This window comes from Paenibacillus sp. JMULE4 (assembly GCF_013337105.1).
Taxonomy (GTDB): Bacteria; Bacillota; Bacilli; order Paenibacillales; family NBRC-103111; genus Paenibacillus_G; species Paenibacillus_G naphthalenovorans.
This window is the reverse complement of the sequence record NZ_SGWF01000001.1, coordinates 52,712-78,258: the sequence shown is the minus strand read 5'-3', so window position 1 is coordinate 78,258 and position 25,547 is coordinate 52,712. Positions and strand designations below refer to the sequence as shown.

General features: G+C 49.3%; 28 protein-coding genes and 1 pseudogene. 3 read left to right on the top strand and 26 right to left on the bottom strand.

Features of this window, described 5'->3' with window-relative positions:
• Positions 1-328 precede the first annotated feature (328 nt).
• From rlmH to EXW96_RS00415, 3 genes are all read right to left on the bottom strand, one after another.
• The gene (gene rlmH, locus EXW96_RS00425; protein ID WP_074729546.1) at positions 329-808 is read right to left on the bottom strand and encodes a 23S rRNA (pseudouridine(1915)-N(3))-methyltransferase RlmH; all 480 of its coding nucleotides are present in this window, start codon (positions 806-808) and stop codon (positions 329-331) included.
• A gap of 97 nt (positions 809-905) precedes the next feature.
• Positions 906-1,073 (bottom strand): CxxH/CxxC protein, encoded by a 168-nt coding sequence (locus EXW96_RS00420; RefSeq protein WP_074729547.1) that lies wholly within the window; start codon positions 1,071-1,073, stop codon positions 906-908.
• Between the two features lie 130 nt (positions 1,074-1,203).
• Complete coding sequence (locus tag EXW96_RS00415; RefSeq protein WP_309224971.1) at positions 1,204-2,421, bottom strand: S1C family serine protease; 1,218 nt, start codon at positions 2,419-2,421, stop codon at positions 1,204-1,206.
• Between the two features lie 211 nt (positions 2,422-2,632).
• On the opposite strand from EXW96_RS00415, the gene EXW96_RS00410 reads away from it, so the two are divergent.
• Complete coding sequence (locus EXW96_RS00410) at positions 2,633-2,857, top strand: hypothetical protein (RefSeq protein WP_254611150.1); 225 nt, start codon at positions 2,633-2,635, stop codon at positions 2,855-2,857.
• Positions 2,858-2,863: 6 nt separating this feature from the next.
• On the opposite strand, the gene EXW96_RS00405 is transcribed toward EXW96_RS00410, so the two are convergent.
• The 6 genes from EXW96_RS00405 to EXW96_RS00380 all read right to left on the bottom strand — a co-directional run bounded on the left by EXW96_RS00405 (position 2,864) and on the right by EXW96_RS00380 (position 10,044).
• A complete protein-coding gene (locus EXW96_RS00405) occupies positions 2,864-3,667 on the bottom strand; it encodes an MBL fold metallo-hydrolase (RefSeq protein ID WP_054817051.1) in 804 nt (267 codons plus the stop codon).
• A gap of 19 nt (positions 3,668-3,686) precedes the next feature.
• Complete coding sequence (gene yycI, locus EXW96_RS00400) at positions 3,687-4,427, bottom strand: two-component system regulatory protein YycI (protein WP_054816960.1); 741 nt, start codon at positions 4,425-4,427, stop codon at positions 3,687-3,689.
• A 12-nt stretch (positions 4,428-4,439) separates the two neighbouring features.
• Entirely contained in the window at positions 4,440-5,726 is a 1,287-nt protein-coding gene (locus EXW96_RS00395) for a YycH family regulatory protein (protein ID WP_074729529.1), read from the bottom strand.
• Positions 5,723-7,573: a cell wall metabolism sensor histidine kinase WalK gene (gene walK, locus EXW96_RS00390; RefSeq protein ID WP_054816958.1), complete on the bottom strand. Its 1,851-nt coding sequence runs from the start codon at positions 7,571-7,573 to the stop codon at positions 5,723-5,725. The genes EXW96_RS00395 and walK overlap by 4 nt, the downstream gene beginning before the upstream one ends.
• Before the next feature lie 15 nt (positions 7,574-7,588).
• Positions 7,589-8,323: a response regulator YycF gene (gene yycF / locus EXW96_RS00385; RefSeq protein WP_054816957.1), complete on the bottom strand. Its 735-nt coding sequence runs from the start codon at positions 8,321-8,323 to the stop codon at positions 7,589-7,591.
• Between the two features lie 149 nt (positions 8,324-8,472).
• Complete coding sequence (locus tag EXW96_RS00380) at positions 8,473-10,044, bottom strand: M23 family metallopeptidase (protein ID WP_074729530.1); 1,572 nt, start codon at positions 10,042-10,044, stop codon at positions 8,473-8,475.
• A 234-nt stretch (positions 10,045-10,278) separates the two neighbouring features.
• Between EXW96_RS00380 and EXW96_RS00375 the strand changes: the two genes are divergently transcribed.
• The gene (locus tag EXW96_RS00375; RefSeq protein ID WP_174349571.1) at positions 10,279-10,542 is read left to right on the top strand and encodes a hypothetical protein; all 264 of its coding nucleotides are present in this window, start codon (positions 10,279-10,281) and stop codon (positions 10,540-10,542) included.
• 93 nt (positions 10,543-10,635) lie between these two features.
• Here EXW96_RS00375 and EXW96_RS00370 read toward each other — a convergent pair whose 3' ends face one another.
• From EXW96_RS00370 to EXW96_RS00325, 10 genes are all read right to left on the bottom strand, one after another.
• Positions 10,636-11,289 (bottom strand): hypothetical protein, encoded by a 654-nt coding sequence (locus EXW96_RS00370; protein WP_174349570.1) that lies wholly within the window; start codon positions 11,287-11,289, stop codon positions 10,636-10,638.
• Between the two features lie 151 nt (positions 11,290-11,440).
• Positions 11,441-12,724 (bottom strand): adenylosuccinate synthase, encoded by a 1,284-nt coding sequence (locus EXW96_RS00365; protein WP_054816954.1) that lies wholly within the window; start codon positions 12,722-12,724, stop codon positions 11,441-11,443.
• Between the two features lie 263 nt (positions 12,725-12,987).
• The gene (gene dnaB / locus EXW96_RS00360; RefSeq protein WP_082661032.1) at positions 12,988-14,328 is read right to left on the bottom strand and encodes a replicative DNA helicase; all 1,341 of its coding nucleotides are present in this window, start codon (positions 14,326-14,328) and stop codon (positions 12,988-12,990) included.
• Between the two features lie 119 nt (positions 14,329-14,447).
• Positions 14,448-14,891, bottom strand: a complete 444-nt coding sequence (gene rplI, locus EXW96_RS00355) for a 50S ribosomal protein L9 (RefSeq protein WP_062410213.1) — start codon at positions 14,889-14,891, stop codon at positions 14,448-14,450.
• The gene (locus tag EXW96_RS00350; RefSeq protein ID WP_074729531.1) at positions 14,888-16,849 is read right to left on the bottom strand and encodes a DHH family phosphoesterase; all 1,962 of its coding nucleotides are present in this window, start codon (positions 16,847-16,849) and stop codon (positions 14,888-14,890) included. The genes rplI and EXW96_RS00350 overlap by 4 nt, the downstream gene beginning before the upstream one ends.
• A gap of 26 nt (positions 16,850-16,875) precedes the next feature.
• Positions 16,876-17,817 (bottom strand): DUF2232 domain-containing protein, encoded by a 942-nt coding sequence (locus EXW96_RS00345; RefSeq protein WP_375162516.1) that lies wholly within the window; start codon positions 17,815-17,817, stop codon positions 16,876-16,878.
• The gene (locus EXW96_RS00340; protein WP_062410210.1) at positions 17,814-18,125 is read right to left on the bottom strand and encodes a MazG-like family protein; all 312 of its coding nucleotides are present in this window, start codon (positions 18,123-18,125) and stop codon (positions 17,814-17,816) included. The genes EXW96_RS00345 and EXW96_RS00340 overlap by 4 nt, the downstream gene beginning before the upstream one ends.
• Positions 18,126-18,172: 47 nt before the next feature.
• Positions 18,173-18,589: a CBS domain-containing protein gene (locus EXW96_RS00335; protein ID WP_054816953.1), complete on the bottom strand. Its 417-nt coding sequence runs from the start codon at positions 18,587-18,589 to the stop codon at positions 18,173-18,175.
• A 195-nt stretch (positions 18,590-18,784) separates the two neighbouring features.
• Complete coding sequence (gene rpsR, locus EXW96_RS00330) at positions 18,785-19,075, bottom strand: 30S ribosomal protein S18 (protein ID WP_062410209.1); 291 nt, start codon at positions 19,073-19,075, stop codon at positions 18,785-18,787.
• Positions 19,076-19,978: 903 nt separating this feature from the next.
• Complete coding sequence (locus tag EXW96_RS00325; protein ID WP_057142217.1) at positions 19,979-20,206, bottom strand: methyltransferase domain-containing protein; 228 nt, start codon at positions 20,204-20,206, stop codon at positions 19,979-19,981.
• Positions 20,207-20,280: 74 nt separating this feature from the next.
• On the opposite strand from EXW96_RS00325, the pseudogene EXW96_RS00320 reads away from it, so the two are divergent.
• Positions 20,281-20,607 (top strand): annotated as a pseudogene (locus EXW96_RS00320) (beta-class carbonic anhydrase); the annotation flags it as partial.
• A gap of 59 nt (positions 20,608-20,666) precedes the next feature.
• On the opposite strand, the gene EXW96_RS00315 reads toward EXW96_RS00320, so the two are convergent.
• The 7 genes from EXW96_RS00315 to EXW96_RS27040 all read right to left on the bottom strand — a co-directional run bounded on the left by EXW96_RS00315 (position 20,667) and on the right by EXW96_RS27040 (position 25,227).
• The gene (locus EXW96_RS00315) at positions 20,667-21,014 is read right to left on the bottom strand and encodes a hypothetical protein (protein ID WP_023559073.1); all 348 of its coding nucleotides are present in this window, start codon (positions 21,012-21,014) and stop codon (positions 20,667-20,669) included.
• A gap of 105 nt (positions 21,015-21,119) precedes the next feature.
• Entirely contained in the window at positions 21,120-21,557 is a 438-nt protein-coding gene (locus EXW96_RS00310) for an Hsp20/alpha crystallin family protein (protein WP_174349569.1), read from the bottom strand.
• 298 nt (positions 21,558-21,855) lie between these two features.
• On the bottom strand, positions 21,856-22,044 hold the full coding sequence (locus tag EXW96_RS27060) for an ATP-binding protein (RefSeq protein ID WP_309224974.1): 189 nt from the start codon (positions 22,042-22,044) through the stop codon (positions 21,856-21,858).
• A complete protein-coding gene (locus tag EXW96_RS27055; RefSeq protein WP_254611149.1) occupies positions 22,040-22,588 on the bottom strand; it encodes a nitrogen regulation protein NR(II) in 549 nt (182 codons plus the stop codon). The genes EXW96_RS27060 and EXW96_RS27055 overlap by 5 nt, the downstream gene beginning before the upstream one ends.
• 465 nt (positions 22,589-23,053) lie before the next feature.
• Positions 23,054-23,941 (bottom strand): ATP-binding protein, encoded by an 888-nt coding sequence (locus EXW96_RS27050; protein WP_254611148.1) that lies wholly within the window; start codon positions 23,939-23,941, stop codon positions 23,054-23,056.
• On the bottom strand, positions 23,911-24,429 hold the full coding sequence (locus tag EXW96_RS27045; RefSeq protein WP_254611147.1) for a PAS domain-containing protein: 519 nt from the start codon (positions 24,427-24,429) through the stop codon (positions 23,911-23,913). Before EXW96_RS27045 ends, EXW96_RS27050 begins: the two co-directional genes overlap by 31 nt.
• Positions 24,430-24,540: 111 nt before the next feature.
• Positions 24,541-25,227 (bottom strand): PAS domain S-box protein, encoded by a 687-nt coding sequence (locus EXW96_RS27040; RefSeq protein ID WP_254611146.1) that lies wholly within the window; start codon positions 25,225-25,227, stop codon positions 24,541-24,543.
• Positions 25,228-25,547 lie beyond the last annotated feature (320 nt).

Below are 25,547 nucleotides of genomic sequence, written 5' to 3'. Positions count from 1 at the left end.
CTCCGGTCAATATCCTACTGCGTATATAGTGGTGTAAATAGTGAAAGCGATTGTTGTACGCGACGCTAGAGATGGTGATGTTTCATAAGGGAACCGCCTACTTCGCTTAGGCCCTACGCCACCCCCCCCGAACATCCGAATCATCACGCGGCGGAATTGTTGATTTGCCACGCCAAGGTTCGTCATCTGGAATCCCTGTTCGTGTTATTTAAAAGGCCCGTATTAGCCTCTAAACAAGCTAATCGGGCCTCATCTATCTCATATTCCACCTTACCCGCTCCAGCCTCTTTCCGCGCCTCTACGCTCTTCCATACGAAAAATTTAGCCGTCATTTATGGTACGGTTCTTTCCGCATCACTTTAAAAGCCCTGTAAATCTGCTCCACCAGCACAAGACGCATCAGCTGGTGGGGCAGCGTCATGCGCCCGAACGAAAGCTTCAGGTCGGCTCGGGCAAGCACATCGGGAGCGAGGCCAAGCGAACCGCCGATCACGAAAGCGACGCTGCTGCGCCCGTATGTAGCCAGGTCCTGCACGTGCCGCGCGAACTCCTCGCTCGAAAGCAGACGGCCCTCGATAGCGAGCGCCACAACATAAGCGTCGCTCCGCAACTGCGCAAGGATCCGCTCGCCTTCACGCTGTTTGACCTGCGCCTCCTCTGCGGCGCTCATGGACTCCGGCGCCTTCTCGTCGGGCACCTCGACGATCTGCAGCTTGGCATAGGGGCCAAGCCGCTTTACATACTCCGCTATACCCTGCTTCAGGTAAGATTCCTTGAGCTTGCCCACCGCAATCATTTGAATGTTCAACTCCAATCCATCCTCCTCACGATCCAACAAAACAAAAAAAGAAGACCGCTTAACCTAAGCGAGCCTTCCGACATCTCCGGCATAAGCCTCTTTTCATCTATACCACCAAAAACCGCCCCGGCGCGGAACAGCGCTCGCAATGCGCCGGGGGTGTCCAGTCCGTAAAATGGACTTCCTCCAAATCGACAATATCCGGCGCGTCCTCGAATTCATCAACGAACATATCGATCGCCAGCTCCAAATGATCTTTACAAACCACGTACATCGTCAAACCCCTTTTTCTTTTGCCCACAAACCCGAACAGCCGTGAATGCTTCAGACAATTGATCATCTTATGTTTTTCTAGTTTACCTCAATGTATACCGGTCTAACAAGCGGATAACTCTGCTCATGGCTTACCGATTCTGCAGCTCCTCCAGCTTCAGCTTCAAGGTGTTCTTCTTGGCTCCGCGGTAAAAGGTAACATCGAGCTTATCACCCACCTGCTTATAACCGTATATGTATTTGCGCAGAGCCAATGTTCCGTCCACCGGCTTACCGTCAAGCTCTACGATCACGTCTCCGCTTTTGAGTCCCGCATCCTTGGCCGGTCCAGTGACCTCCAGTACGATGACGCCGCGCTTGACATCCGATGGAATCTTCAAGTCCTCGGTCCCGGCGAACAAATGGAGATCCTGGGTGACGACCCCCATATAAGGGCGTTTAATCTTTTGATCTGTAATCAGCGCCTGAATCACTGTCTTCGCCTGATTAATCGGGATTGCGAACCCGAGACCCTCTACGCCCATATCGGCAACCTTCAGCGTATTAATGCCAACGACCTTGCCAGACAGATTGACCAGCGCGCCGCCGCTGTTGCCTTGATTGATCGCCGCGTCGGTCTGGATGACCTCCATCTCCCAATCGAACTCGCCTTCACGGCCAAGAGCTACCGGGATCGTCCGCTTCGGCCAGCTGATAATGCCCTTCGTAACGGTTGGAGCATAGCCAAGACCTAGCGGATTGCCTACCGCGATGGCGGTCTCCCCTGCCCGCAGCGCGTCGGAATCGCCAAACTCCGCCACCTGCTTAATCCCGCTCCCATCGATCTCCAGTACCGCCAAGTCCGTGATCTGATCGCTGCCGACCAAGACTGCCTCCCTTTTCTCACCGGTAATGGTCACGACATCCAGTTTCGTAAAGCCGTCAACCACATGGTTGTTTGTTACGATGCGTACTTTATCCCCAGCCCGTTCGAACATCACGCCGGAGCCGAGCCCCATGGAACTCCCCCGCTCCTTCTCCCCTTCCCGGCGGGTACCCAGGATGCTCACTACGGTAGGAGATACTCTCTCCGCGGCGCTTACAACCGTATCGCTGATTTCCCGGTCATTCTCTTCTCCGACTGCGACATTCCCCGGGACGGGAGCAAAGGCAGCCAACGCTTGCGGCTGCACCGGATCGTCCGACGAGCCGCCGCCGAAAAGCACAAACAGCACGGCCGTAACTGCCGCTCCGACGATAGCCGGGAGCAGCCAGCCAAGCCACCCTTTGGGCAGACGGCCCGCGGAATAACGCAAGGATTCCTTGTATGACACCTTAGTTGAATAGAAATCGTCGTCAAATAAACTCACCGCAGCCGCCCCCTCAATTCCCATACATAGATGTGATGCAGCGAATCCCAGACCTTTTCAGCCATCATCCCAGCCGCATCTTTTGCTTCAACTATTGTACCTTAAAATCTCGAATTCTGAGAATCTAAAAAAATAGGAATGTTTTCCTTCACACTGGACTAGAATAAGAACATGAGTCTTTCATCCCCGAAAATAAGAGAGGTTAAGCCCTATGACCAGCAGCCGTATGTATTCCCATCTCGAAGAAATCGCATGGATCGGTCAATTAGCCGACCTGAAGGAAGAACATTACCGCAACTCCCTTCTGCTCAGCGCCGTCATTGAACTGCTCATGGAGAAAGGGATACTCTCTGCGGAGGAGATTTCCGCCAAAGCACAGGCTTTGGAAATTCAAGATGCCGCAGCGATCCGCCAGATCCAATGTTTTGAAGGATGAAGAGGGTTACTCCTCGCTGAGCCGGTCCCAGGCCGTGGGACGGTCGTGATATGTATCCATCAGCTTAGCCCGGTGATCATCCGGCTCCAGACGCTCTTCTACCATATTATTCACGGTCAGCCTGGCCAAATCCATCATATTGTGGTCCCGGCTCAGATGAGCAAGGTATACCCGCTTCGTCTTCGCCGTCACCACATCCACCAGTCCGCTGCCTGCCGCTTCATTGGATAAATGCCCTACATCGCTTAGAATACGACGTTTAATGTTCCAGGGATAACGGCCCATTCGCAGCATCTCGATATCGTGATTCGCTTCCAGGATCAGCACATCGCTATCTTCAATCTTCTCTTTCACCTTTGAACTCATATAGCCGAGGTCGGTTGCCAGACTTAACTTTTCTTCCCCATGATAAAAGCAGTAGCCCACAGGCTCTGCGGCATCGTGCGAAATGGCGTAAGACTCAATCTGCAGAGAGCCGAATTCGCGAATTTCTCCTGTCTGCATAACGCATTTGTTCGCTTCGGCAATCTCGCCGATCTGTTTGTCGAGAGCTTCCCACGTTTTCTCGTTGGCATAAATCGGCAAATCATACTTGCGCGCGATCGCCCCGAGCCCCTTAATATGATCTGCGTGCTCGTGCGTCACCAGAATGGCATCCAGCTCCTGCGGCGACATTCCCCGCTCCTGCATAAGCTGCTCCACCTTCTTTGCACTTAGCCCCGCATCGATCAACACCTTGCCTTCGTCGGCAGCCACCACCATGGCGTTCCCCGTAGAACCGCTGCCCAGCATACAAAAACGCATTCCCATCCCCATAACTCCCAATCGCTTACTTATTGTTTTGCTGCGGTTCTTCCACCGCACCGTTAAATGCATGAACAAAATAAACATCCCCGTTGGCGAGCGATACCCGCCAGGACGGCACCATATACATCGTTTGCGAATTGTAAACCTGTCCGTGATACCCCAGCCTCACGCCGGTAATGACAGAACCCGACGGCAAATAATTCTCTATCATGCTGCGAAGTGCAATATAGGGTGAAATGACCTTTTGTTCCTTCTGGTCATCTTCGGACTGCACCTCCACATAGCCCTGCCGATAGGCAGTCACCTGCCCGTTTTCCTCGATCAGCTCCAGCTGCACCTCGAACATCGGAAGTGAACGGTACATCTGATGGAATACATAGGTTCCCCCAAGGCTTGTCATTGGATCGAACTGGTACTCTCCGGCATGCGCAATCCCGGTCCGGCCGAGCACATCCTTGAAGGACCCCTTGTTGATCAGAGGGTCGAATTTGAAGTGCGTTTTAAGCGGAATCGGCTCCTCCGGCGTCAGGTTCTCGTCGAATTTGACCACAATTTCCTTTAGCCTCGGCAGTTCTTTCGGGATGTCCGCGGGCACTTGAATATTTTTGCTTTTCACCAGCCGCTGAAGCTCCTCCGCCGTCGCGCTCTGGTTCGCCTCCAGTTCAAGAATGTCGGCACGGCTGGACCAGAGCTGGATGCCTAACACTATATTGAGCAGCAGAAAGGACATAATCAATATCGTTTTGGCCCGGCTCCAATCCATCCGTTGTTCCCCCTATTCTAGAAACTCATACGTCCCATCGCGAAGCTCGACCGCCCATGCAGGCACCAGCTCCATCGTTTGCTCCCTTATAACGGGCCGGTAACCGGGAAATACCGAGTACACCTGCTTTGTACCGGTAAACTGCGCAAGCTTTTGCTCAAGGGGTTCACCGCCGGCAAGCTGAACTTCTTTGCGGATAACCTCCTTCGTATCGGGGGTTATAATCGAACGTTCATAGCTCGCGACAATCCCTTTTTGCAGCGATATTTTCATAAACCCCATATTTTCGTTGCCCGTATTTATGATCGGATACGATCCATAATATTGGCGAAAAACAAAGGCCTGATGGTTTGAAAGCATCCGCTGAGGCACCTTTTGCACCGCATACGTTCCGTTCCATCCTCCATGCTGGTTAATAAACTGCACCGCCGAAAGCAGATTATCGAGAATATTCAATTTGCTGTCCGCCGGCGCCACAGGATCGGAATAGGTCATCCAGTGCTGTTCATTTTTGAGCTGCAATCCTCTCTTGCCATCGGTGTGGATCTCTGATCCGTCCCGCTCCGTCAAATTCCGTGTTACGCTCGGATCAACGAAAAAGGTTCGCTTCAGCTGATCTGCTGTGAATTGCGTAAAGCCCATTTGATACCCTGTCATCGGCAGCGGCTTTGTCGGTAAATAAAAATCGCCAGCGGCTGCCTTGCGATACGGAATGAAATCAGGGTCGACGGTGACAAAACGCTCGATATCCTTCACCGTAAAATCCGCCCTCGTGACCTCGTACAAGGTGTTCGGCGTATCGGTAAAAAGAATGGTACGAACCTCGTTGGCATCCTTGGCAAAAATCCATATCCGCGTAATCAGGTCACTCTCATTAATCAAGTCCCCTTTAAGCTGCATCACCCGTTGAAGCACATTCATAGGCAGCCCGTCACGGAAGCGGATTTCCACTCCCTGCTGCTTGCTGCCCACTTCCTCCAAATCCAAGCCTAATTGCAGCGCATTCGTCTTACGGAAATCCTCCATAAAACGCTGCTTTACATTCTCCCATACATCGTTATACTGCTGCGTATTGGGATAGAGCACCGTATGCTGCCCATTGCCCAGGTGCAGCACCAATTGATCCGAAAACAGCATCTCCTCGATCGAGGCCTGCGTTCCCAGCATGTCGGTCTTCACGTATTCATCCGGAGGCATCAGCGGATCAAACTTCGGATAACTGTAAGCAAGGAAGTAGCTTTGCACCAGACTTGCCAGAACCAATAGGGTCAGTACCGCCGTCTTCAACTGCTCTATCATCCGGTCGCCTCCTCCTGTTGATACGGAAGTGTGAACGTAATCCGCGTCCCCTGGCCGAGTTCAGAGTCCAAATGAATCGTTCCGCCGTGGGCTTTCACTATTTCTCGGGCAATCGACAAGCCGAGACCCGTCCCCCCCATACTGCGCGATCGTGCCTTATCTACCCGGTAAAACCGCTCAAAAATCCGGCTCAAATCTTTCCGGGGGATCCCGATGCCGTTATCCTGTATAGAGATTTCCAGCACCGACTGTACCGGTCTTGTAGCTTGAATCCGGATATGCCCGCCGTCCGGTGTATATTTAATCGCATTCGACACGAGGTTATCCAGCACCTGGTCTATACGGTCCCGATCGAGCATAATCTCACCCACACCCTGCTCCACTTCCAAATCAACAGAAATCGACCGCTGCTCCAGCTGAAAAGAAAACCGATCCGTCATTTCCTCCAGCATCTCAGCCACATCCGTCGTTTCCTTACTGATGATCGCCTGTTTCGAATCGAGCCGGGACAGCTGCAGCAGGTCCGTTACGAGCCGAATCATCCGCTCGGTCTCATTACGCGCCACGCCTACGAATTTGGCCGCCAGCTGCGGCTCCTCGATGGCGCCGTCCTCCAAGGCCTCCAGATAGCTTTTGATCGTCGTCAGCGGCGTTCTTAGCTCATGAGACACATTGGCCACAAACTCCCTGCGCGACTGCTCCAGCTTCTCCTGTTCGGTGACATCCTGCAGGACGGCTATCGTTCCGGCCGCGCCTTTTCCTTTACTGTAAATGGTGGTGAACGTCACGCGCACAAACACCGGCTCTTCCTCCGGTTCGTGAACCAATTGCAGCATCATCAACCGGTTTCCGTTTTCTTCCTTCATCTGGGCCGTCTCCGGGGTTAGATTCAGCAGCTCTCCCAAATGCATCCCCAACGTCGTATCCTCGTTCACCTTCAATATTTGTTTGGCCCTGCGGTTGATCACAATCACGCGCCCATGGTCATCGGTTGCAATCAGTCCATCATTCATATTGGACAAAATCGAGGCCAGCTTCTCTTTTTCCTCTTCGTTCAGCAGCAAGGCCTCCCGAAGCCGTTTCACCATAATATTAAACGTCGTTCCGAGCTGGCCGATCTCGTCTTGACCCATGACCCGAATCTGCTCATCAAAGTCAAACCGGCCTTCCGCCACCGCCGTAGCCTGTCTCGTAATCGCCTTAATCGGATTGGTAATCGTCGCCGACAGGATGACTCCAAGCAGCGCCGTCAGCGCAAGCGCGATGAGCGTACCCGATATGAAGAAACGGTTGATCCGGTTCATCGTATCGTATACCTCTTCCATCGAAGCAATGATATACACCGCTCCGAGCACCCTTACCCCCGAGCCGATCGGTTTGGCGATGACCACCTTGCGGACCCCGTCAAAATCCGTAAACATGCGCTGGTTGTCCTTAATGCCCTGCAGCGCCCGGGTGACCTCGGTTTGCGTATTTTTATTGCCTATCACCGATTGATTGCTGGCTAACGAGGTAGTAAGGACTACACCGCCCGCATCAATCACCTGGATTTCCGCATTGCTGATCACAAACAACCGGTTGACGAACTCGTTTAAATCCGCGTACGACCTCTTCAAGGCTTCCGTGTTTTTGTTATCTTGGCTTTCGCTCAAATACGTCTCCGCATATTGCGCAAGCAGCTGCGCCTGCTTATTGCGGTTATCCATAAATTCGTTTTTGAGCGAGCTTTCCAGCGTACGGATAAAATACACGCCGATGAGCTGCATCGCGATCAAAATCAGCAAAACGTAAATAATAATCAGCTTGGCTTGAATCGATTGAAAAAAGCGGATGCGATTTTTCTGCATCAGGACCGCCCCCGCCTAGTAGCTGCCGGCGATTGTTTTCGGATTGCGCATCATGTAGCCAAGCCCCCGCCGGGTGATAATATATTCCGGACGGCTCGGATCGTCCTCCAGCTTCTCTCTGAGCCGGCGGATCGTCACGTCAACCGTACGTACATCCCCGAAATACTCAAAGCCCCACACGGCCTGCAGCAGGTGCTCGCGCGTCATGACCTTGCCGCTGTTCTTGGCCATGTACTGCACAAGTTCGAACTCCCGATGAGTAAGATCGAGCGGTACACCGTCCTTATAAACGACATACATGTCGGTATCGATGAACAAGCTGAGGATTCGGAAGCCCTGCCGTGGTTGCTCTTCCTCCGGAGACTGGGACACAGGTACGGACGATACCTTGGTCTGTCTGCGCAGGTGTGCTTTCACCCGGGCAAGCAGCTCGCGCGTTCCAAAAGGCTTGGTCACATAATCGTCTGCGCCAAGCTCAAGACCCAACACCTTATCAATCTCATTGTCCTTGGCTGTCAGCATGATGATCGGGGTATTCAGCTTCGCCCGTACCTCCCGGCACACATCCATACCGTCCTTCACCGGCAGCATCAAATCCAGCAGGATCAAATCCGGTTCTTCGGTGTAAGCCAGATCCACCGCCGTTCCGCCGTCGTAAGCGCAGATGACCTCATGGCCCTCTTTTTCCAAATTAAACTTCAGTATATCCGCAATCGGTTGTTCGTCGTCTACAACGAGTATTTTCGCCATTCGTTCCTTCACCGCCTGTCAAAGACTAACAGCTGTTCATGGAAGCTATTCTACTATTTTACCACAACTTGAAGCAAAAAGAGACATGGCGCGCAAGGCCTGCCGCCCTGCTTTCTCCATGTCCCTTGATCTATGTGCCGCTTGCATCCTTAGCGGTTTAAATATTTAAGCGGATTTTGCGGCGATTGATTGAGCAGAATTTCAAAATGCAGATGCACCCCTGTAGAGTCCCCGGTACTGCCCATCGTTCCAATCTTTTCGCCTTTCTCCACAATTTTGCCGCTGCTTGTCTCAATCTTGCTTAGATGCGCATACACCGTACGATACCCGTTCATATGATTAATGATGATCATATTGCCGTAACCGTCTTTCACACCTGCAAACTCAACCTTGCCGTTATCGGAGGCGAGAATACTGCGGTTGCCCGTCAGGTCAATCCCCTTATGAAAAGCGCCCCAGCGTTTCCCGAACGTACTGGTAATCGTAGCCGAAACGACCGGCCACGCAAACTTGCCCGTGCCTTCCCCTAATACAACCTTGGTGCCTCTTTTCACGACGGCCTTCACCGGCTGCTGGACGATTTCCTCGCTTAATACGCTTTCTTCTTCCATCAGTCCGTTGACCTTCGTCAGTTGAAGGGTCACTTTCTTCATGCCGTTCTTTCCTTCCGAAAGCACCTTCGTCTCTCCGAGCCGCATGCTGTCGTCCTGCTTGTATTCCGTCTCGTGTTGAATCTCCTGATTTTCCACAACCTTCTCTACTGTCCGCACGGACAGTGTCGGGTTCATCACGGTAAGATCCAGCTGCTCTCCGACTTTGATCATATCATTATAAATCCAGGGGTTGTTCTGGTATATCACTTGCTTTGGAATATTCAGCTTCTTGGCGATACACGATACGCAGTCGCCGTCTACAACCGTATATTTTGTAGGCCGCGCGTTGCCCGTCGCCAGCTTATTCAGAAGCTCGTCTGGCTTCATGAGCTGGTCAGGCTTAATTTCCAATTGTTTCATCTCTACATCCTGAACGAAATCCGCTTTCTGCAATTCCGTTGTTACCGGAGCGTCGCCGGCAGATGAGGCGGACAATATGCCGACCTTCCCCGGTTCTTTTTTCTGCTGCAGAGAGGCAATGACATTAGCTTTTAGCTGCTCCAGCACTTGCTTGGCCGTCGCTTCGTCTTTTACAATACCTACGGGCTTGCCGTCCACCAACAATTGAACGCCTACAGGATAAGCCGAAAAATAACGTTCCAATTGCTTAAGAACAGCTTCATCCTCTGCCGGTGTTCCAAAAACCCTCTCGGGAGTAAATTCGAGTCTGGGTTCCTTTACGACCATCTGGATGTCCGCATCGCTCTTGGTCAGCTGCTCCCGCTTCTTCTGCTTGAATTGTTCGACCTTCGCCGGATCGGATATGGTTCCGATCGAGTCCCCATTCGCATACACATGATAATAATCCTTCATATTCGCCTGCACGTATTGGTTTCCGCTCCAGATGACGGCAGCGATTAAACTTAATACGGCTGCGGACTTAATAACCAATCTTTTATGTTTAATAATACGGTTTTTTAATGGGATAGGAGTGGTTGTTCCTTGTTCCTTTGTCACCGGTTCGACCCTTAAGCTCTCAGCCAAGCCCTCGGATCCATTCTCAGCCTTCTGGCGTTGAAGCTTTTTTACCAGACCCTTGAATTGATCCATCATCTTGAAAACTGTCATCTTCTTCTCCTTTTAAGCTGTTTTTTGCCGCATTGGATAGGCATCCGTGCTACATAACACGGAACTACTGCTTTCTTGAGACCCTAGCACATAAAAACACCTAAAATCAGGGACAACAACCAAAGTGCCCAAACTCCTTTATAAATTTACCATACCCCGTCTATTTATTTCAACCAAACCCCATGTGAACCCTTATTTTCAGAAAAAATTCTGACAGGAGTGTGAAGTAAAACAATGGAAAATATCATTGCGGCTTTCCGCAATCCACACGATATGGAAAAAGCCGCAGAGGCACTTTTAAAGCAAGGCGTCATTAATCTCAAGCTCGAACCGGGTGCTTTACACCCGAAAGGCGAGCAGCCTGATATCACTCTCCTTGGGAGAATCGGTACGTCGATCTCTGAAACCGCAGCCAAGCTGCAGGTTATCGTGGAATCGTCACGGAGGCGGCAAGCCGAGGATACCATCAGCAAATATGGCGGCGTTTGCTGGTTCTAACGAAGACGAAAAAACTGACCTTCAACGATCATGAGGTCAGTCTTTTGCCATGCCCTATTTTCAGATGCCGCATCAGAAGCCCAAAAACCGGGCTCAGGGCGCTCCAATTAAAGATTGCAGCTGTTGATACTCCTCCGGCTTTAAATGCCTCTGAAGCAGCTCTTCCAGTTCCTTCAGCTCTGCCGCGGTGATTCCGTCTTCCAGAATAACGGAAATCCTCTGCATCTCCTCTTGCGGTACCCGGGGGACCAGCAGAGAAAAAATTTTCGCTTTGTTTGCTTCGGACAATTGATCCTTCTTCTTGGCAAACTCTTCACTTGAGACAACAATTCTTCTTTCCTCTTCCGGCAGCTCCGTCTGACCGGATTGACGGCTCCATACAGCTACCGCGTCCTCCGGAACCGGATAAGGGTCAGCCGTGTCTTTGCTTGCCTCGCCATCATGGTCTGCCCCTCCGCTTTTTTTCGACCCGGTTTCGGAAGAAGTCGAGCCTGGATCGGCAGAAACGGCCAGATCCCTGGGCTGCTGCGGGGTAGCCGCCTCGTTCGTCCCGAACCCCAACTGCGCGGTAAAACGGTTCACAAACCGGTTCCACTCGATCTTTTGATTTCCCGGACGTTGAATCTGATATTGGTCCAACAATACATCCACATAGGCATTCACGGCGAGAAAGGTCACCACCACGCAGCATAAAGAAGTGACCGCTGCGCTGACTCCTAGCTTCAGCAACCAGCTCATCCATTTCATTACTCTTCCCATCTCCCATCAGCCTGTTGTTCATAGTTCCAGTATTGACCTTTTTCTGGGAAATCAATCGGGCTGTCCGCACATATGCAAAAAAACCCCGCTCTCCGTCATCAGGAGAACAGGGCCATGTTTTTATAAGATCGGATTCCAATTAGAAAATGGGCTTCACCAGGTTGGTTTGCTCACGATTGCGTCCAACGGAGAAAATTGCAATGGGGATGCCGGTCAGCTCAGACACCCGCTCGACATACCGTCTTGCGTTCTCCGGCAAATCCTCGAGCTTGCGGACATCGGACAGATCCTCGTTCCAGCCCGGGAGTTCCTCATACACGGCTTCGCATTCAGCCAACACCTTCAGGCTGGCCGGATAATGCTCGATGATTTCACCGCGGTATCTGTAAGCCGTGCAAATCTTCACCTTGTCCAGACCGGACAGCACATCGAGCGAATTTAAGGATAAGCCCGTAATTCCGCTCACCCGGCGGGCATGGCGAACAACGACGCTATCGAACCAACCGACGCGGCGCGGTCTTCCGGTAACCGTACCATATTCATTGCCGCGTTCGCGAATCCAATCACCGGTTGCATTTATCTGTTCGGTCGGGAAAGGACCGTCTCCAACGCGTGTAGTGTAAGATTTGGCTACGCCGATAATGTGCTGAATTTTGGACGGACCCACTCCGGATCCGATGCAGACGCCGCCCGCAGAAGGATTCGAAGAGGTGACATATGGATATGTTCCTTGGTCGATATCCAGCATGACACCCTGCGCGCCTTCAAAAAGCACCTTTTTGCCTTCGTCGATCAGATCGTTCAGAACTACCGACGTATCGGTAACATAAGGACGGATTTTCTCCGCATAACCGAGATATTCCTGAATGATCGAATCGGCATCAAGACCTTTAGATCCGTACACCTGTTCGATCAGTTCGTTTTTCTCCTTCACCATTTGGCGGACCTTCCGGGTAAACTCCTCCGCATCCATCAAATCGGCAATGCGGATCCCGTTGCGTGCTGCTTTATCCATGTAACAAGGGCCGATCCCCTTACGTGTCGTCCCGATTTTGTTCTCGCCTTTGCGTTCTTCCTCTAAACCGTCTAACAAAAGGTGGTAAGGCATAATCAAATGGGCACGGTCGCTGATGCGCAGATTGTCCGTCGTAAAGCCGTTATCATGAATATATTGAATTTCCTCGAGCAGCGCGCCTGGATTGATAACCATACCGTTGCCGATGACACATATTTTATCTGCATAAAAAATGCCCGATGGAATCATCGTAAGCTTATACTTTTTATCATTAATAAGAATCGTATGTCCCGCGTTATTGCCCCCCTGATAACGGGCGACAACCTCGGCAGACTCTGCAAGAAAGTCGGTAATCTTCCCTTTCCCTTCGTCTCCCCATTGGGTTCCGACAACTACTACCGTTGACATATTCACTTACCCCCGTGAGGTGGAAACCACCTGTTATTTGCCCTAAAGGCACAATACACCATTGATTAGTTTAGCAGTACCGCTCTGCAAAGTCAACAAAAACGAACAATGAACATAGTCTATTGCCCATTGTTCGGAATTTATTCATATGTAGCAGGTCTACAGCGGCATTCCAATCGGTATGCCTCTGTAGTCCGCATATTCTTTTCCTTTTCTTTAAAACAAAAATGTTCCCCGTGCAACAAGCCAGGCCGGCGCAAATCTTACCGGGCCATCGCCGGCTCCTGATGGGTTCGATCAAGATTTACGAATTTATTGTAATTTTTCAGAAAGGCAAGCTCCACCGTCCCGACCGGTCCGTTACGCTGCTTTGCAATAATAATCTCAATAATATTTTTCTTCTCCGACTCTTTATCGTAGTAGTCGTCACGGTACAGGAATGCCACAATATCGGCGTCCTGCTCGATCGATCCCGATTCCCGGAGGTCCGACATCATCGGCCGCTTATCCTGCCGCTGCTCCACCCCCCGGCTCAACTGCGAAAGCGCGATGACCGGAACGTCCAGTTCACGCGCAATCTGCTTCAGCGTACGGGAAATTTCCGAGACCTCCTGCTGGCGGTTATCGCCTTTGCCGCGCCCGTGAATGAGCTGGAGATAGTCGATCAAGATCATGCCAAGACCCTTCTCCTTTTTCAGGCGGCGGCACTTTGCCCGAATATCGGCTACGGTAACGGACGGGGAGTCGTCAATATAGATGTTGGCCTCCGACAGCGATCCGATGGCCATTGTCAGCTTCTCCCAATCGTCCGGCTCCAGGAAGCCCGTCCGCATTCGTCCGGCATCCACATTCGCCTCCGCACAAATCATCCGCTGCACGAGCTGAGCCGCGCCCATCTCCAAACTAAAAATGGCGACCGTCTCTTTTTCCCGCACCCCGACATTCTGCGCTATATTCAAAGCAAACGCCGTCTTTCCTACGGAAGGACGGGCCGCAACGATAATCAGGTCTGACCGTTGAAAACCTGAGGTCATCTTGTCCAAGTCGGTAAATCCGGAGCGGATCCCGGTTGTCCCCCCCTTTTGATTGAAGAGGAACTCTACCTTGTCGAAGACCTCCATCAGCACATCCTTGATCGCAATGAAGCCGGAGCCGGAGCGGGCCTGTGAAATCTCCATGATGCGCTGCTCCGCATCGCTGAGCAGCGTCCCCACTTCGTCTTCCCCGGAGTACCCGTTCGTAACAATCTGCGTAGCCGCCCGGATTAAACGACGCAGCATCGACTTTTCTTCTACAATCTGCGCATAATAATCGACGTTGGCTGCCGTAGGCACCGCATTGGCGAGCTCCGACAGATAGCTGATGCCGCCGACCTCCTCCAGCTGCTTCTTATCCTGCAGCCGGGCGGTCAGCGTAATCAGATCGACAGGCTCATTGGCCTCGGCAATCTCGATCATGGCCTCATAAATCCGCTGGTGTGCCCCGCGGTAGAAATCGTCGCTTGTCACCCGCTCCATCGCCGTAACCAGCGCGTCTCCATCAAGCAAAATAGCGCCGAGCACCGCCTGCTCGGCTTCTATATTTTGTGGAGGGATACGATCCATAAATAAACTCTCGTTCACCTGATCTCCTCCTGATATTCAAGCTTCTCATCATGGATAACAAGGGAAATAACGGACATTCACGTCCGTTATCCATTCCTTTGCCGAATCAGGCTTTTTTCCTATTCTTCCACTACGTGCACTTTCAGCTTCGCGCTTACTTCCGGATGCAGCTTGACGACAACCTCTGTCACGCCCAGCGTGCGGATCGGTTCGTCCATAACGATCTTCCGCTTATCCAGCTTGATCCCTTGCTTGTCCAGCGCTTCGGCCACCTGCTTATTCGAAACGGCGCCGAACAACCGGCCGTCCGCACCGGATTTTGCCTTCAACTGCACCGTCAGCTCTTCCAATTTCCGGGCCAGCTCCTGCGCATCAGCCTTCTCCTGCGCTTTCCTGCGTTCCTCGGCTTTCTTCTGCTGCTCCAGCACCTTCATGGATCCCTCGGTAGCCGGAGCGGCCAAGTTTTGTTTAAACAAGAAATTATTGGCATAGCCCTCGGAAACCTCTTTAACTTCCCCTTTTTTTCCTTGGCCCTTCACATCTTTCAACAATATGACTTTCATTCAAACAGCCCCTCCTCTGCGTGTATCTCGCTTAACACTTGCTTGAGCCGCTGTGTGGCTTCCGCCACTGTGCCTTCAATCTGGGTTGCCGCATTCGTCAAATGACCGCCGCCGCCCATCCGTTCCATAACCAACTGGACGTTCATCTGTCCGAGCGACCTTGCGCTGATCCCGATCAGACCGTCCGGGCGTTCGCTGATCACAAACGAGGCCATAATACCCGTCATAGTTAACAATGTATCAGCAACTTGGGCGATGAGCAACTGTGAATATTTACGTCCCGGCTCATTCACCGCAAGCGCAATATGGTCGAAGATGACGACCGCGTTCTTGATGACCTCGGCTTTCTGAATGAAGTATTCCAAATCTTCCTTCAACAGCTGCTGTATCAACAAGGAATCGGCCCCGTTGCGCCGTAAGAAGGACGCCGCCTCGAACGTCCGTGCCCCCGTGCGGAGACTGAAGCTTTTCGTATCGACGACAATCCCGGCGAGCAGCGCCGTCGCATCAAGTATGCCCATGGTAAGCCGCTCATGAAAATATTGGAGCAGCTCTGTCACCAGTTCGCATGTGGAAGACGCATAGGGCTCCATATAAACCAGTGTAGCGTCTTGAATAAAATCCTCGCTCCTGCGGTGATGGTCTACGACTACCTTCCGCTGCGTCATCTGCAGCAGCCGCGGCTCCGGCGTCATCACCGCCCGGTGCGTATCTACAACAACGGCCAAAGACCGTGAGTTCGTAATCTGCAGCGCCTGCTCCGGAGTAATAAACCAGCGGTTCAGCGTCTCATCCTCGTAGATCATCTCCATCAGCTTCTGGATCGAAGGATTCACTCCCTCCAGCACAATGTAGCCTTCTTTATTGCTGACATGCGCCATCTTCAACACGCCGATGGCCGCCCCAATCGCGTCCATATCCGGGTATTTGTGTCCCATGATGATGACCTTGTCGCAATCCTTGATCAAATCCCGAAGCGCATGGGAAATTACCCGAGCCCTGACACGTGTCCGCTTTTCGAGCGCATTGGAGCGTCCTCCGTAGAACGACAACCGCTCGCCTACCTTCACAGCCGCCTGGTCGCCGCCCCGACCGAGAGCCATATCCAAGCTTGTTTGGGCCCAATGCCCAAGCTCGGTTATGGACGAAGTGCCGGAAGCAATGCCGATGCTTAACGTCAGCGGCAGCTTATGCTCGATCGTGATATCCCGAACGTCGTCCAGAATCTCGAACCGGGATTGCTCCAGCGCCTTCAACCCTTTTTGATCCATCAGGACTAAATACCGGTCTGACGCAGTACGGCGGAGATAAACGTTATGTTTTTGCGCCCATTCCGTAATTTCACCGGTCACTTTAGCCATCATGATGCTGCGTGTCTGGTCGTCAAGACCCTGCGTCGCTTCATCCAGGTTATCCAGCATCACGATGCCAAGAGCCAGCTTTTCCTCGTCATAGCGGAGCTGAAGCGATTTGAGCTGTGTAATATCGGTCAAATAGAGCAGCCGTTCTTCCGGATTGATCTGCACTTCGTAGATGTTATTGTTCATGGCCATTTCGAGTTTTAATTCTTTTTCCTTGCGATTCTTAAGTGCCGGAAACAGCTCAAGCAAGGATTTCCCGATCAGTGAATCTTCACCCAGCATGTGAGCCACGAAAGGATTGTGCCACTCAATGATTTTTTCCTCATTATAAAGCACAATGCCAAACGGCAGCCCATGGATAACCTCGCTTCCTGCCCGCTTGACCCGATGCGATAACGTGGCCACATAGCGGTTTAAGTCCTTACGGAACGCTTGCTCCGCCTTCAGTGTGTAATACCCGAGAACGCAGCACAAAATCAAGGCTATGAGAGCAATGACCCATTGGTATATAAAAAGAATTAGGGTCAACGCGGCCAGCAAGGCAAAAATCCATACGATATGCATCCCATGCCATCGCTTCAACAGGAACTTCGGCATTTCATTCGCTCCTAATCCCTATAAAGTTACTTACGAGTCATAATACGATCACGGATCGGAAACGCCACATCGAATACTCCAAGCAAACTGAACAAAAAAGATACCGGCGGAAAAAGCAGCAGCAGCAGAATTCCAACAATCGGTAAGGTCTTGTTCCAATGCATCACATGCGCCACATAGAACAAGAAGGATATCGCCTGAATGGAAAACAGGAACGTCAGCAGCGGAAGTAGGTTCAAGAGCACGGTGTAAGACATCGATTTCGTATCGCTTACGAACATTTCCATGATCAGCGCGATCAAATAAAACCAGACAAACGATTTCGGAAGCATCCAATCCTTGATCGGCTTAAAGGCAGGAATGGATTCTCCCGAGCGTACAAGCACCCTGCGGGCCAGAGCATGGGACACCACCACGTAAAAAAGTGAAAACCCGATCATGTACAGCGGCAGCATCAGCACCATCATATGGATCAGCGTATCCGGATCGACTCCCATCATATTCTGCAGTTCCACAGGAAGCGTCTTCACACTATCCATCATAAACTGCTTTAGTTTGCCGACCGGATTGAGACCAAACAGCTGTGTCACAACAAGGGTAAGCAGCAGCTGCGCAAGGAGCGTCACCGTACCTGCCGTAAGGACGGTTCGTGCCGGGGCGCTTTTTTTATACAAGTTGCCCATCTGAATGACCGGGGGCAGAAAGAAAAGCGATATCGACACAAGCAGTGCTCCAAGAGAACCGGCCAAAAGCAGCGATGTAATTAAATATACAACAGCCAAGCAGATGGTGTAATGCGCCAAGAACTGCTTATTACCTAACTTCACATACATGACCAGCACAGGCACCATCAATAGTGCAGCCGTAATCAAACTTAACGGAGGTAAAAAAATCGTTAAGAGCAAAAAAATATAAGCGAATCCCCATCCGAACATTCGCTTTTTCTGTGGTTCTTCCAAGCCTTTCACCTCTTACGCAAATGTTCTTCCAAAGCGGAAATGTCTCCGTACCATTCTTCCAATTGATGACCTTCCTCACGGTGCTTCTTCATTTTGTCCAGAATAACCTCATCCAAATTGCGTAGAGAGATGCCAAGTCGGCGGCCGAGAATATAACAATAGGCAATGAGACTGGCCAGACCGTCAACGATTCTGTGATGACTGCCTTCCCATATGCCTTTAAGCAGGTGTGCCATTTGATCCACAAGCTCAGTTTTCAGCCATTCGATAATTTTGGCCCGTTTGGCCAAATCAACGTCTCTATCGATATTAGACAAGCTGATTCTCTCCTTACCCTGAAGCTTTAGTTAATTATACCACACTTTTAGACCCGTTGTTCGGACTGCCAAAGCTTAAAACAATAATCAATAATTTCCCTTCTGCGGATAATGCCTATAAACACTTCATTATCGTCTATGACAGGAACATAGTTCTGGTTCGTGACCAGCGTAATCAAATCTACCATCTGCTGGTCGATCCGGACCGGTTTTATTACCATATGCTGAGGTACTTCCTTCAACTGCACTTTGTGTGCGTTCTCAAATCCGATCTCAGGGGAACGCTTGAGCTTCCATAATAAATCCCCTTCGGTAATGGTTCCGACATATTTTCCATTCTCATCAATCAGAGGAACGGCCGAATACCGGTGATACTCCATTCGCTCGAGTGCTTGACGTATGGTGGAATGAGGAGATAAATAAATAACGTCATCCTTGGGCACCAAAAAAAATGCGATGTTCAACGCTGCTCCCTTCCTTTCTCTATCTAAAAGGTCCTGCGATTCTCACCTTTCCATCATATCATGATATGCCCCGGGAAGAAAAATAATCACCGCTTGCAGGAACCATCCTCATGGACTTTTACTTCACGGTTTTTTCGTTTGCACATCCAAATAAAAAGACAACCGGGTTACCCCGATTGTCTTATTTAGATAACATTACTCTGTCGTGTACGGCAGCAGAGCAATTTGACGCGCACGCTTGATTGCGATCGTCAGTGCACGCTGATACTTGGCGGAAGTACCGGTTACACGGCGAGGAAGAATCTTGCCGCGCTCGCTGATAAACTTCTTGAGCGTTTCAATATCTTTATAATCAATGTGCTTGATTTTGTTTACGGTGAAGTAACAAACTTTACGGCGCTTGCCGCCTTTTTTGCCACGGCCGCTGAACTTTCTTTCGCCGCGTTCGCCGCGGTCTTCAGAGCGTTCTCTTTTTTCGAATGCCATGTTTCTCCATCCTTTCTACGTGGGTTTTCCTACCGTTCCAAGCCTCTTAAAATGGCAATATTGAAGAACGCACACTGTGTAATTCCCCAATACCCCTTGTCCTAATTGATTTTTTATTGATTACACATACGTCCCTGTGTAATTCGTGAGTTCACTTTTCTTAAAATACCACAAATGAGTCTAAAAATCAAATGTTTTAAACTGACCTCGTTCCGCCTCGATAATTGTACTTATACAACCTCTTCGGTGTATATACTAATGGTGGGGTACAGTCCCCTCCTTGTATATAGAGCAAATAGGCTACCGCAATCAGTAGTTCCAGTAGTCTATTTGTCTCCCCCACAACCAAACATGCAGAATTAAAATGTTCCCAGACGAAAGATGCATATGTAAATTTTTGGATATTTCCAGTTTTGAATGGGAATTCTCTACTGAGTCTCCAAAGACTTTACATGGAGTGGCGGGCATGATAGGCTAGCCAGCCATGCGAAACCCATGTGGTTTCGCCCTTTCGCAAAAAATCATGCCTGCAGAGGCTCCATGTCAAGTCGGCACTGAATTCTCAATAGGATTGCAACCGTCATGCAAAACTGCGATTAGCCAAATTTTTGCACTAAGCCATCGTTGTCCCTGTCATTTTTCATACTCTAAGGATTTAGCTGTTTATGATTATTCACTTCGTCAATACTGCCAATTTCAACATATATACGCGAACGTTCCGTAGACGGTTTCCTGTTCTTCATCTCGCCTTCGGCGATACTTTATTTCGGAGCACAGCAGCTCATACGTCGCAAGGACGCCATTAAGGTCGCCGTATCGCGTTTCGTAGTGCTGGAACATGTCGTGAAAAAGGCGCAGCCCGGCCGGAAGGGGAGGCTACCGAGGCGCTGGCGCCGACCACTTTTATCGCATGGAGAGATCGCGCACCGTTGAGTACCGTTCGATGCGGACGTTTTGGCAGCGCTGCGGGTTCTTAAACCCGTCTGCGGCCAGCATTGCGTTCCACTCCTTAGCTGTATGCAGCGGCAGGCCGTGGCGCTGCGGCTCCAGGCCCTGCGCGCGGTAAGCGAGCTCGAATGCGGTATGCAGCTCTCGAAACGTCTCCGCTCCGAACGTAGTGAATGCCAGCATTCCGCCTGGACGCAGCAGCCGCTTGAGCTCGCATAGTGTCTCCTGCGGGTGGGCAAGCCATTGGAAACAGGCGAATGCGAAGCATTATTGTCGCGGTATATGAATTAAATGCTGATGAAGTGTTTGTGGTCGGACATCACGATTGCGGGATGAGCTATGTTGATCCTAGCGAAGCCATAAAAAAAATGAAGGAGAAAGGCATATCTACTGAAACTATCGACACCGTCGAAAAGGCGGGAATTAATTTGCAACAATGGTTATACGGTTTTGATAGTGTTGAGGATTCAGTAAAAGCCAGCGTGCAGACGGTCAAGAATCACCCTCTGCTACCAAAAAACGTTCCAGTTCATGGCCTCGTAAACAACCCAGAAACAGAAAAGTTTTTTGGGGCATACGCATAGTCAGGTGAAAAAAGACCGCCTTCTTTTTAAAGAAAGCGATCGTTTTTTAGCATGCTGTTTTATTGATACTGCCGTGGCTGCAAATTCTGATTCTGCCAGCTCTGAGCCATTGGCCAGCCCGCATTCTGCACGCCGGCTTGTTGTTGCGCTGTTTGTTGAAGCTGAGAACAAATTTGCATCGCCTGCTGCATCTGCTGTATGGCAGTTTGATGTCCTTGCAGAACAGATTGAATGGTTTGAACCGCTTGACGTTCTTTCTGGGCCAGCTGATCCAGTTGGGCGGCGTTTTGCTGCTCCTGTTGCAACATTTGCTGATACATGTTGCTCGATTGCTGCGTTTGCTGGATCAACTGTTGAATAATCTGCGCGCATTGGCTTGCTTGCTGTGAAAGGTTTTGTTGATACACGATCTTTGACCTCCTTCAATATGGTAGGACTTCATCCCCCAAAGCTTATTATGTGCAAGCGCCCATTTTTCATGTAACGCCTATATTGTGATCTCACAATTCATTTTAATGAAACTGCACATCAATTTGCCGTTGGGTATCGGCTTTTAATTTCGGCATGCGAACTTCAAGGACACCGTTGCGATACGTTGCTGTCGTTCCTTCCGTTTGAACGCGTGATGGCAAAGACACCGACCGTTGGAACCGTCCGACAAACCGTTCTTTGCGGTGTATTTGTTCCTGTTTCACTTCATTCGCTTGCTTTATGGTCCCACTAATTGTAAGCATGTTTTCATCCACATCGATATGAAGGTCTTCTTTTTTATCCAAACCAGGGATTTCACAAGAAGCAATCACTTCATGTTCATTCTCAAATACATCAATACGAGGGGTTGCAAATCCTAGACGCGCGCCGATTTCTGGAAGACCTTCGTTAAAAATTTTTTCCAAATCCCTTCTCCATAGATCGGTATTGCGAAACGAATCCCAAGGAATGAGCGGCATGTAATTTCCTCCATTGTCACAATATCATTTTTTCAGCTTTATTTTGTACTCTTCGGGAAATATTATTCTTTGCTACCCTGCATTGTTGAATTGGAATATACCTTTGGTCACGAACTCCCAGCAATAGCCTCCGAAAAAAATTTTTGAGGGTTTGTTCCGTGGCCATTGGCATTTACCGCAATGTTACCGACACTTTTAAGCTGTTCCCGTAAATGCGGGTAATTGAACAATAACGTTTGTGCCGAGATCAGAGCTATCGATGTTCAAAGAGCCTCCCATTTTTTCTATCATAGCATGACTAAAACTGAGCCCAAATCCAATGGCGTCCGGTTTGTTTGTAACAAACGGTATGATGATTCTGGACTGCAGATCTTTTTGGAATTCCTGATCCTTGATCGCGAACAATGATTTGGATATGATTGTCGGTAATGTGTATCCGAAGCGTTAAGACAGAACCTGGGGGACTTGCATCTAATGCGTTGTCAATGATTTTTTGCAGCGCCGCTTATCAGCAACTTGGGGTGTCCCAGCACAAAGCCATTTTGCTCCGGATATTCCAAAGCCAAACGCACTTTTTTGTCCAGTGCTTGGATTTGTATACCGGGAATCCATTCCTGCATGAACGAAATGACGGAAACAGGAACAAATTTCAATTCGGAAGGCTTCCCAAAAAGCAAAAACCGCTGCAGCGAGTTGTCAATCGTCTGAATTTGATCGTCAAGCAGTTTAAAGTATCCGGCCATCTTCTGATGAAGCGGAGAAGCCGCAAATTCCAAATAGGAAACATGATCCTTTAGACTTTTTTCCAGAAGTTGAAGCGTTCCTTTTATTACCGCTAAAGGATTCAAAATGATATTGGCTGTGCCTGCCGCCATATGCCCGATCGTTTCCATCCTTTCTCTTTCCCATTGGAGCTGCACGTACTGCTGAAAATCCCCGATGTCTGCTAATAGAACGAAACATTCCGACTTTTGCTGCGGGTAGACGTAGGCGATCATGGATCGCACTTGGCCATCGAAACCTTCTTGCACTGGAACCCCTGAATAAATCTTTTCTTCTTGCAACACTTGCCCAAGGATAGATCTTAATACCGAGTGCTCTGGGAATCCTTCTCCAAGGGTTACCGAATACCATTTAAGAATAGAATTTTTGCTTTAGAATCGACGACGGCTAGTCCAACATCTACCTGATTGGAATTCATAAGAAACTCGAAGGTTTGCTTAATCTCCATTAATGTCCTCCATTTATGCCCTTGACCTACCACTAATCGTTTGCAGGAAGCGTAACAAGCACGCGAGCAAATTCACATCATGAAGTAGATTGGTGATCATGTAATGGAACCCGCTTTCTGCTTTGTCTCTTGAAAAATCTCCCTTGTCGTTAACCTGATGAAGAAGATTATCTCATGCCAGAAATAGTGGAGATAGGAGTGAAATAATTTGTTTAATTCCAGCCTTTATGTATTAACAAAAATAATATGTTTATCGTATGAGCCGTTACGGAGCAATGGGAAAGGATACTGTGAAAGTCGTGCCTTTACCAACCTCACTCGCTACTTGTATATCCGCTTTATGATACTCTGTAATCTGGTAACATATGGATAGTCCTAGACCTGTTCCTGTTGATTTTTTTGTAAATAAAGGTTGACCAATCTTTTCCAAAATTTCTTCCGGAATTCCAACACCATTGTCCCTAATCTTCACTTTAACCCATTCATTACACCGTATTTGTTCAATCCAGACGTTTCCTCCTTCGGGCATCGCTTCAATTGCATTCTTGATCAAGTTAATAAATAGTTGTTTGATTTTATGTCCATCACACTGGATATGAACTGGTTCCTCGGATGAGCTAAAGAGAATTTCAACATTATTTAGTGTAGCTTGAGTTTGAAGCAGCACGACGACATCCTGAAGAAGTTCGGAAATATTATGCCGCGTCATCTTCATCTCATTCGGCTTGGCTAAGGCAAGCAATTCATTGAGTATAAGCTCGATACGATTAAGCTCTTCCTTCATAATGCCGTAGTATTTACCGGCATTTTCGTTGCCGTCGCTAATCAATTGTAGAAAGCCTTTTAGTGCGGTGATCGGGTTTCGAATTTCATGCGCAATACCAGCGGCCATCTGGCCCGCTAAGGATAATTTTTCTGATTGGTGGGCAGATTGCTTGGCCGCGTCAAATTCGGTAATGTCGTGCATCACACAAATTCCACCTACGATCTTGTTTTGTACAACAATCGGCTTCCCATGACAGAGAACAAGACGCAGTTCTCCGCTAGATTTTTTTACAATCATCTCCACGTCACGGAAACTTTCGCCTCGATACGCCCGATACAATGGGACGCGTTCCTTGCTCAGCAGCACTTTTCCATCGGCCTCATACAATCCGTATGTAGAACTCCAGTGCTCAGGGGAAGAGGCAGCTTTACAACATCGTGCAATTGTCTTGCCGCTCTGTTCATTCTCGTTAATACCCCGTTTTCGTCACAAATCACAACGCCGACAGCCATTGTTTCTACAATGTCACTCATAACCCGTTCCTGAGCGGCAAGTGCATCTTCCAACATTTTGCGTCTCGTGATATCCCTAAAAACGCTTATAATTTCACGAACATTGCCCGATTCGTAACGTATCGTGTTGCTCACAACCTCGACCCAAACAAATGAACCGTCTTTTCGAAGCAGTCGCAACATTTTGTATGATTGGTTTTCGTTAATCCAGTCTTGCCACCTTTCCATCTTCTCCAAATCATGAAGACAGAACAATTCCCAGACTGGTTTTCCTATCAATTCCGTTGGTTCGTAGTCCAGCATTTGTTTGCACGCTGGCGATACATAATAGATAATGCCATTGATATTCAGTGTAGCAATCATTTCTAAAGAGTGATCAGCTAACAACCGATATTTTTTTCGCTATGCTCCAGTGCCTTTTCCATGGTAGATTGTATAGTAACATCCCTGGCGACGCAATGCACCCTAACGAGCTCATCCCGAACGAAATTGGGGATATGTAACACGCTGAACTTTAAGATGCGCCCATCTTTCGTTACTATCGATGCTTCCATTTGAAAAGGCTCCTTCGTGTACCTTTGTGTAACCTGCTGCAGGACTTTTTTCGATAACATTGTCTAGCGCTTTCTCAAATTCATACAAATCATCACCCAATAGTTTCGCGCAGGTACGATTCACGTAGCTGATACTTCCATCTAACATGACATCGTAAACCAGATCTGGATGATTGTCTGCAAGCATTCTGAATTTATGGGCGTATTCCTCATTTAATTCAACCAGCCTTTTGCGATGTGTTACCTCTTGAATTTGGATTAGAAAACAACTTTCTGGCAGACTCTCCTTTTGGATGACAGATAAGCCTGTTATTCCCCATTTGTGCATGCCGTCATGGCATATATAGCGATTTTCCATTTCGACATAATCGATGTTACCCCCTAGCAACGCATTTATGGATCCGGTGTATGATGACACGTCTTCCGAATAAATAATATCCTGAAATGTTTTCCGAATCAGTTCTTGCTCTGTGTAACCCAACATTTTGCATAGAGAGTGATTGACCATTTTAATTTCACCGTCAAGCCGAACCAGAGCTTTCCCATTTGAAGTATAATGGAACGAATGATGAGCGATAGGATCCAATAGCAATTCTGAAATGTCCATTCTGTAGGTGACCTCCGACTGCGCAAAGAGCGAATTTCTTGGTATACGATTGATTGGAAAGCGCGTATCTATTCATGTACATCATTATATAGGTAATCTCTAACAGGTGAAACAGATTTCGAGGCAAACTTTGATTCCCGGATGCCAAAGGAATCGATTCTCAGTTCGCCTAAGCAGTAATGGAACTAACAATGCATCCTTTGCTTCTCATTGCAATCCTCACGAAAGCCAGCGGCGGAATCCCAAAGCGCAAGTCTGATCTCAAGCGATTAAACGGATCATGAATTGTAAAATACAATTCCGGATTGACTATAAGGTCG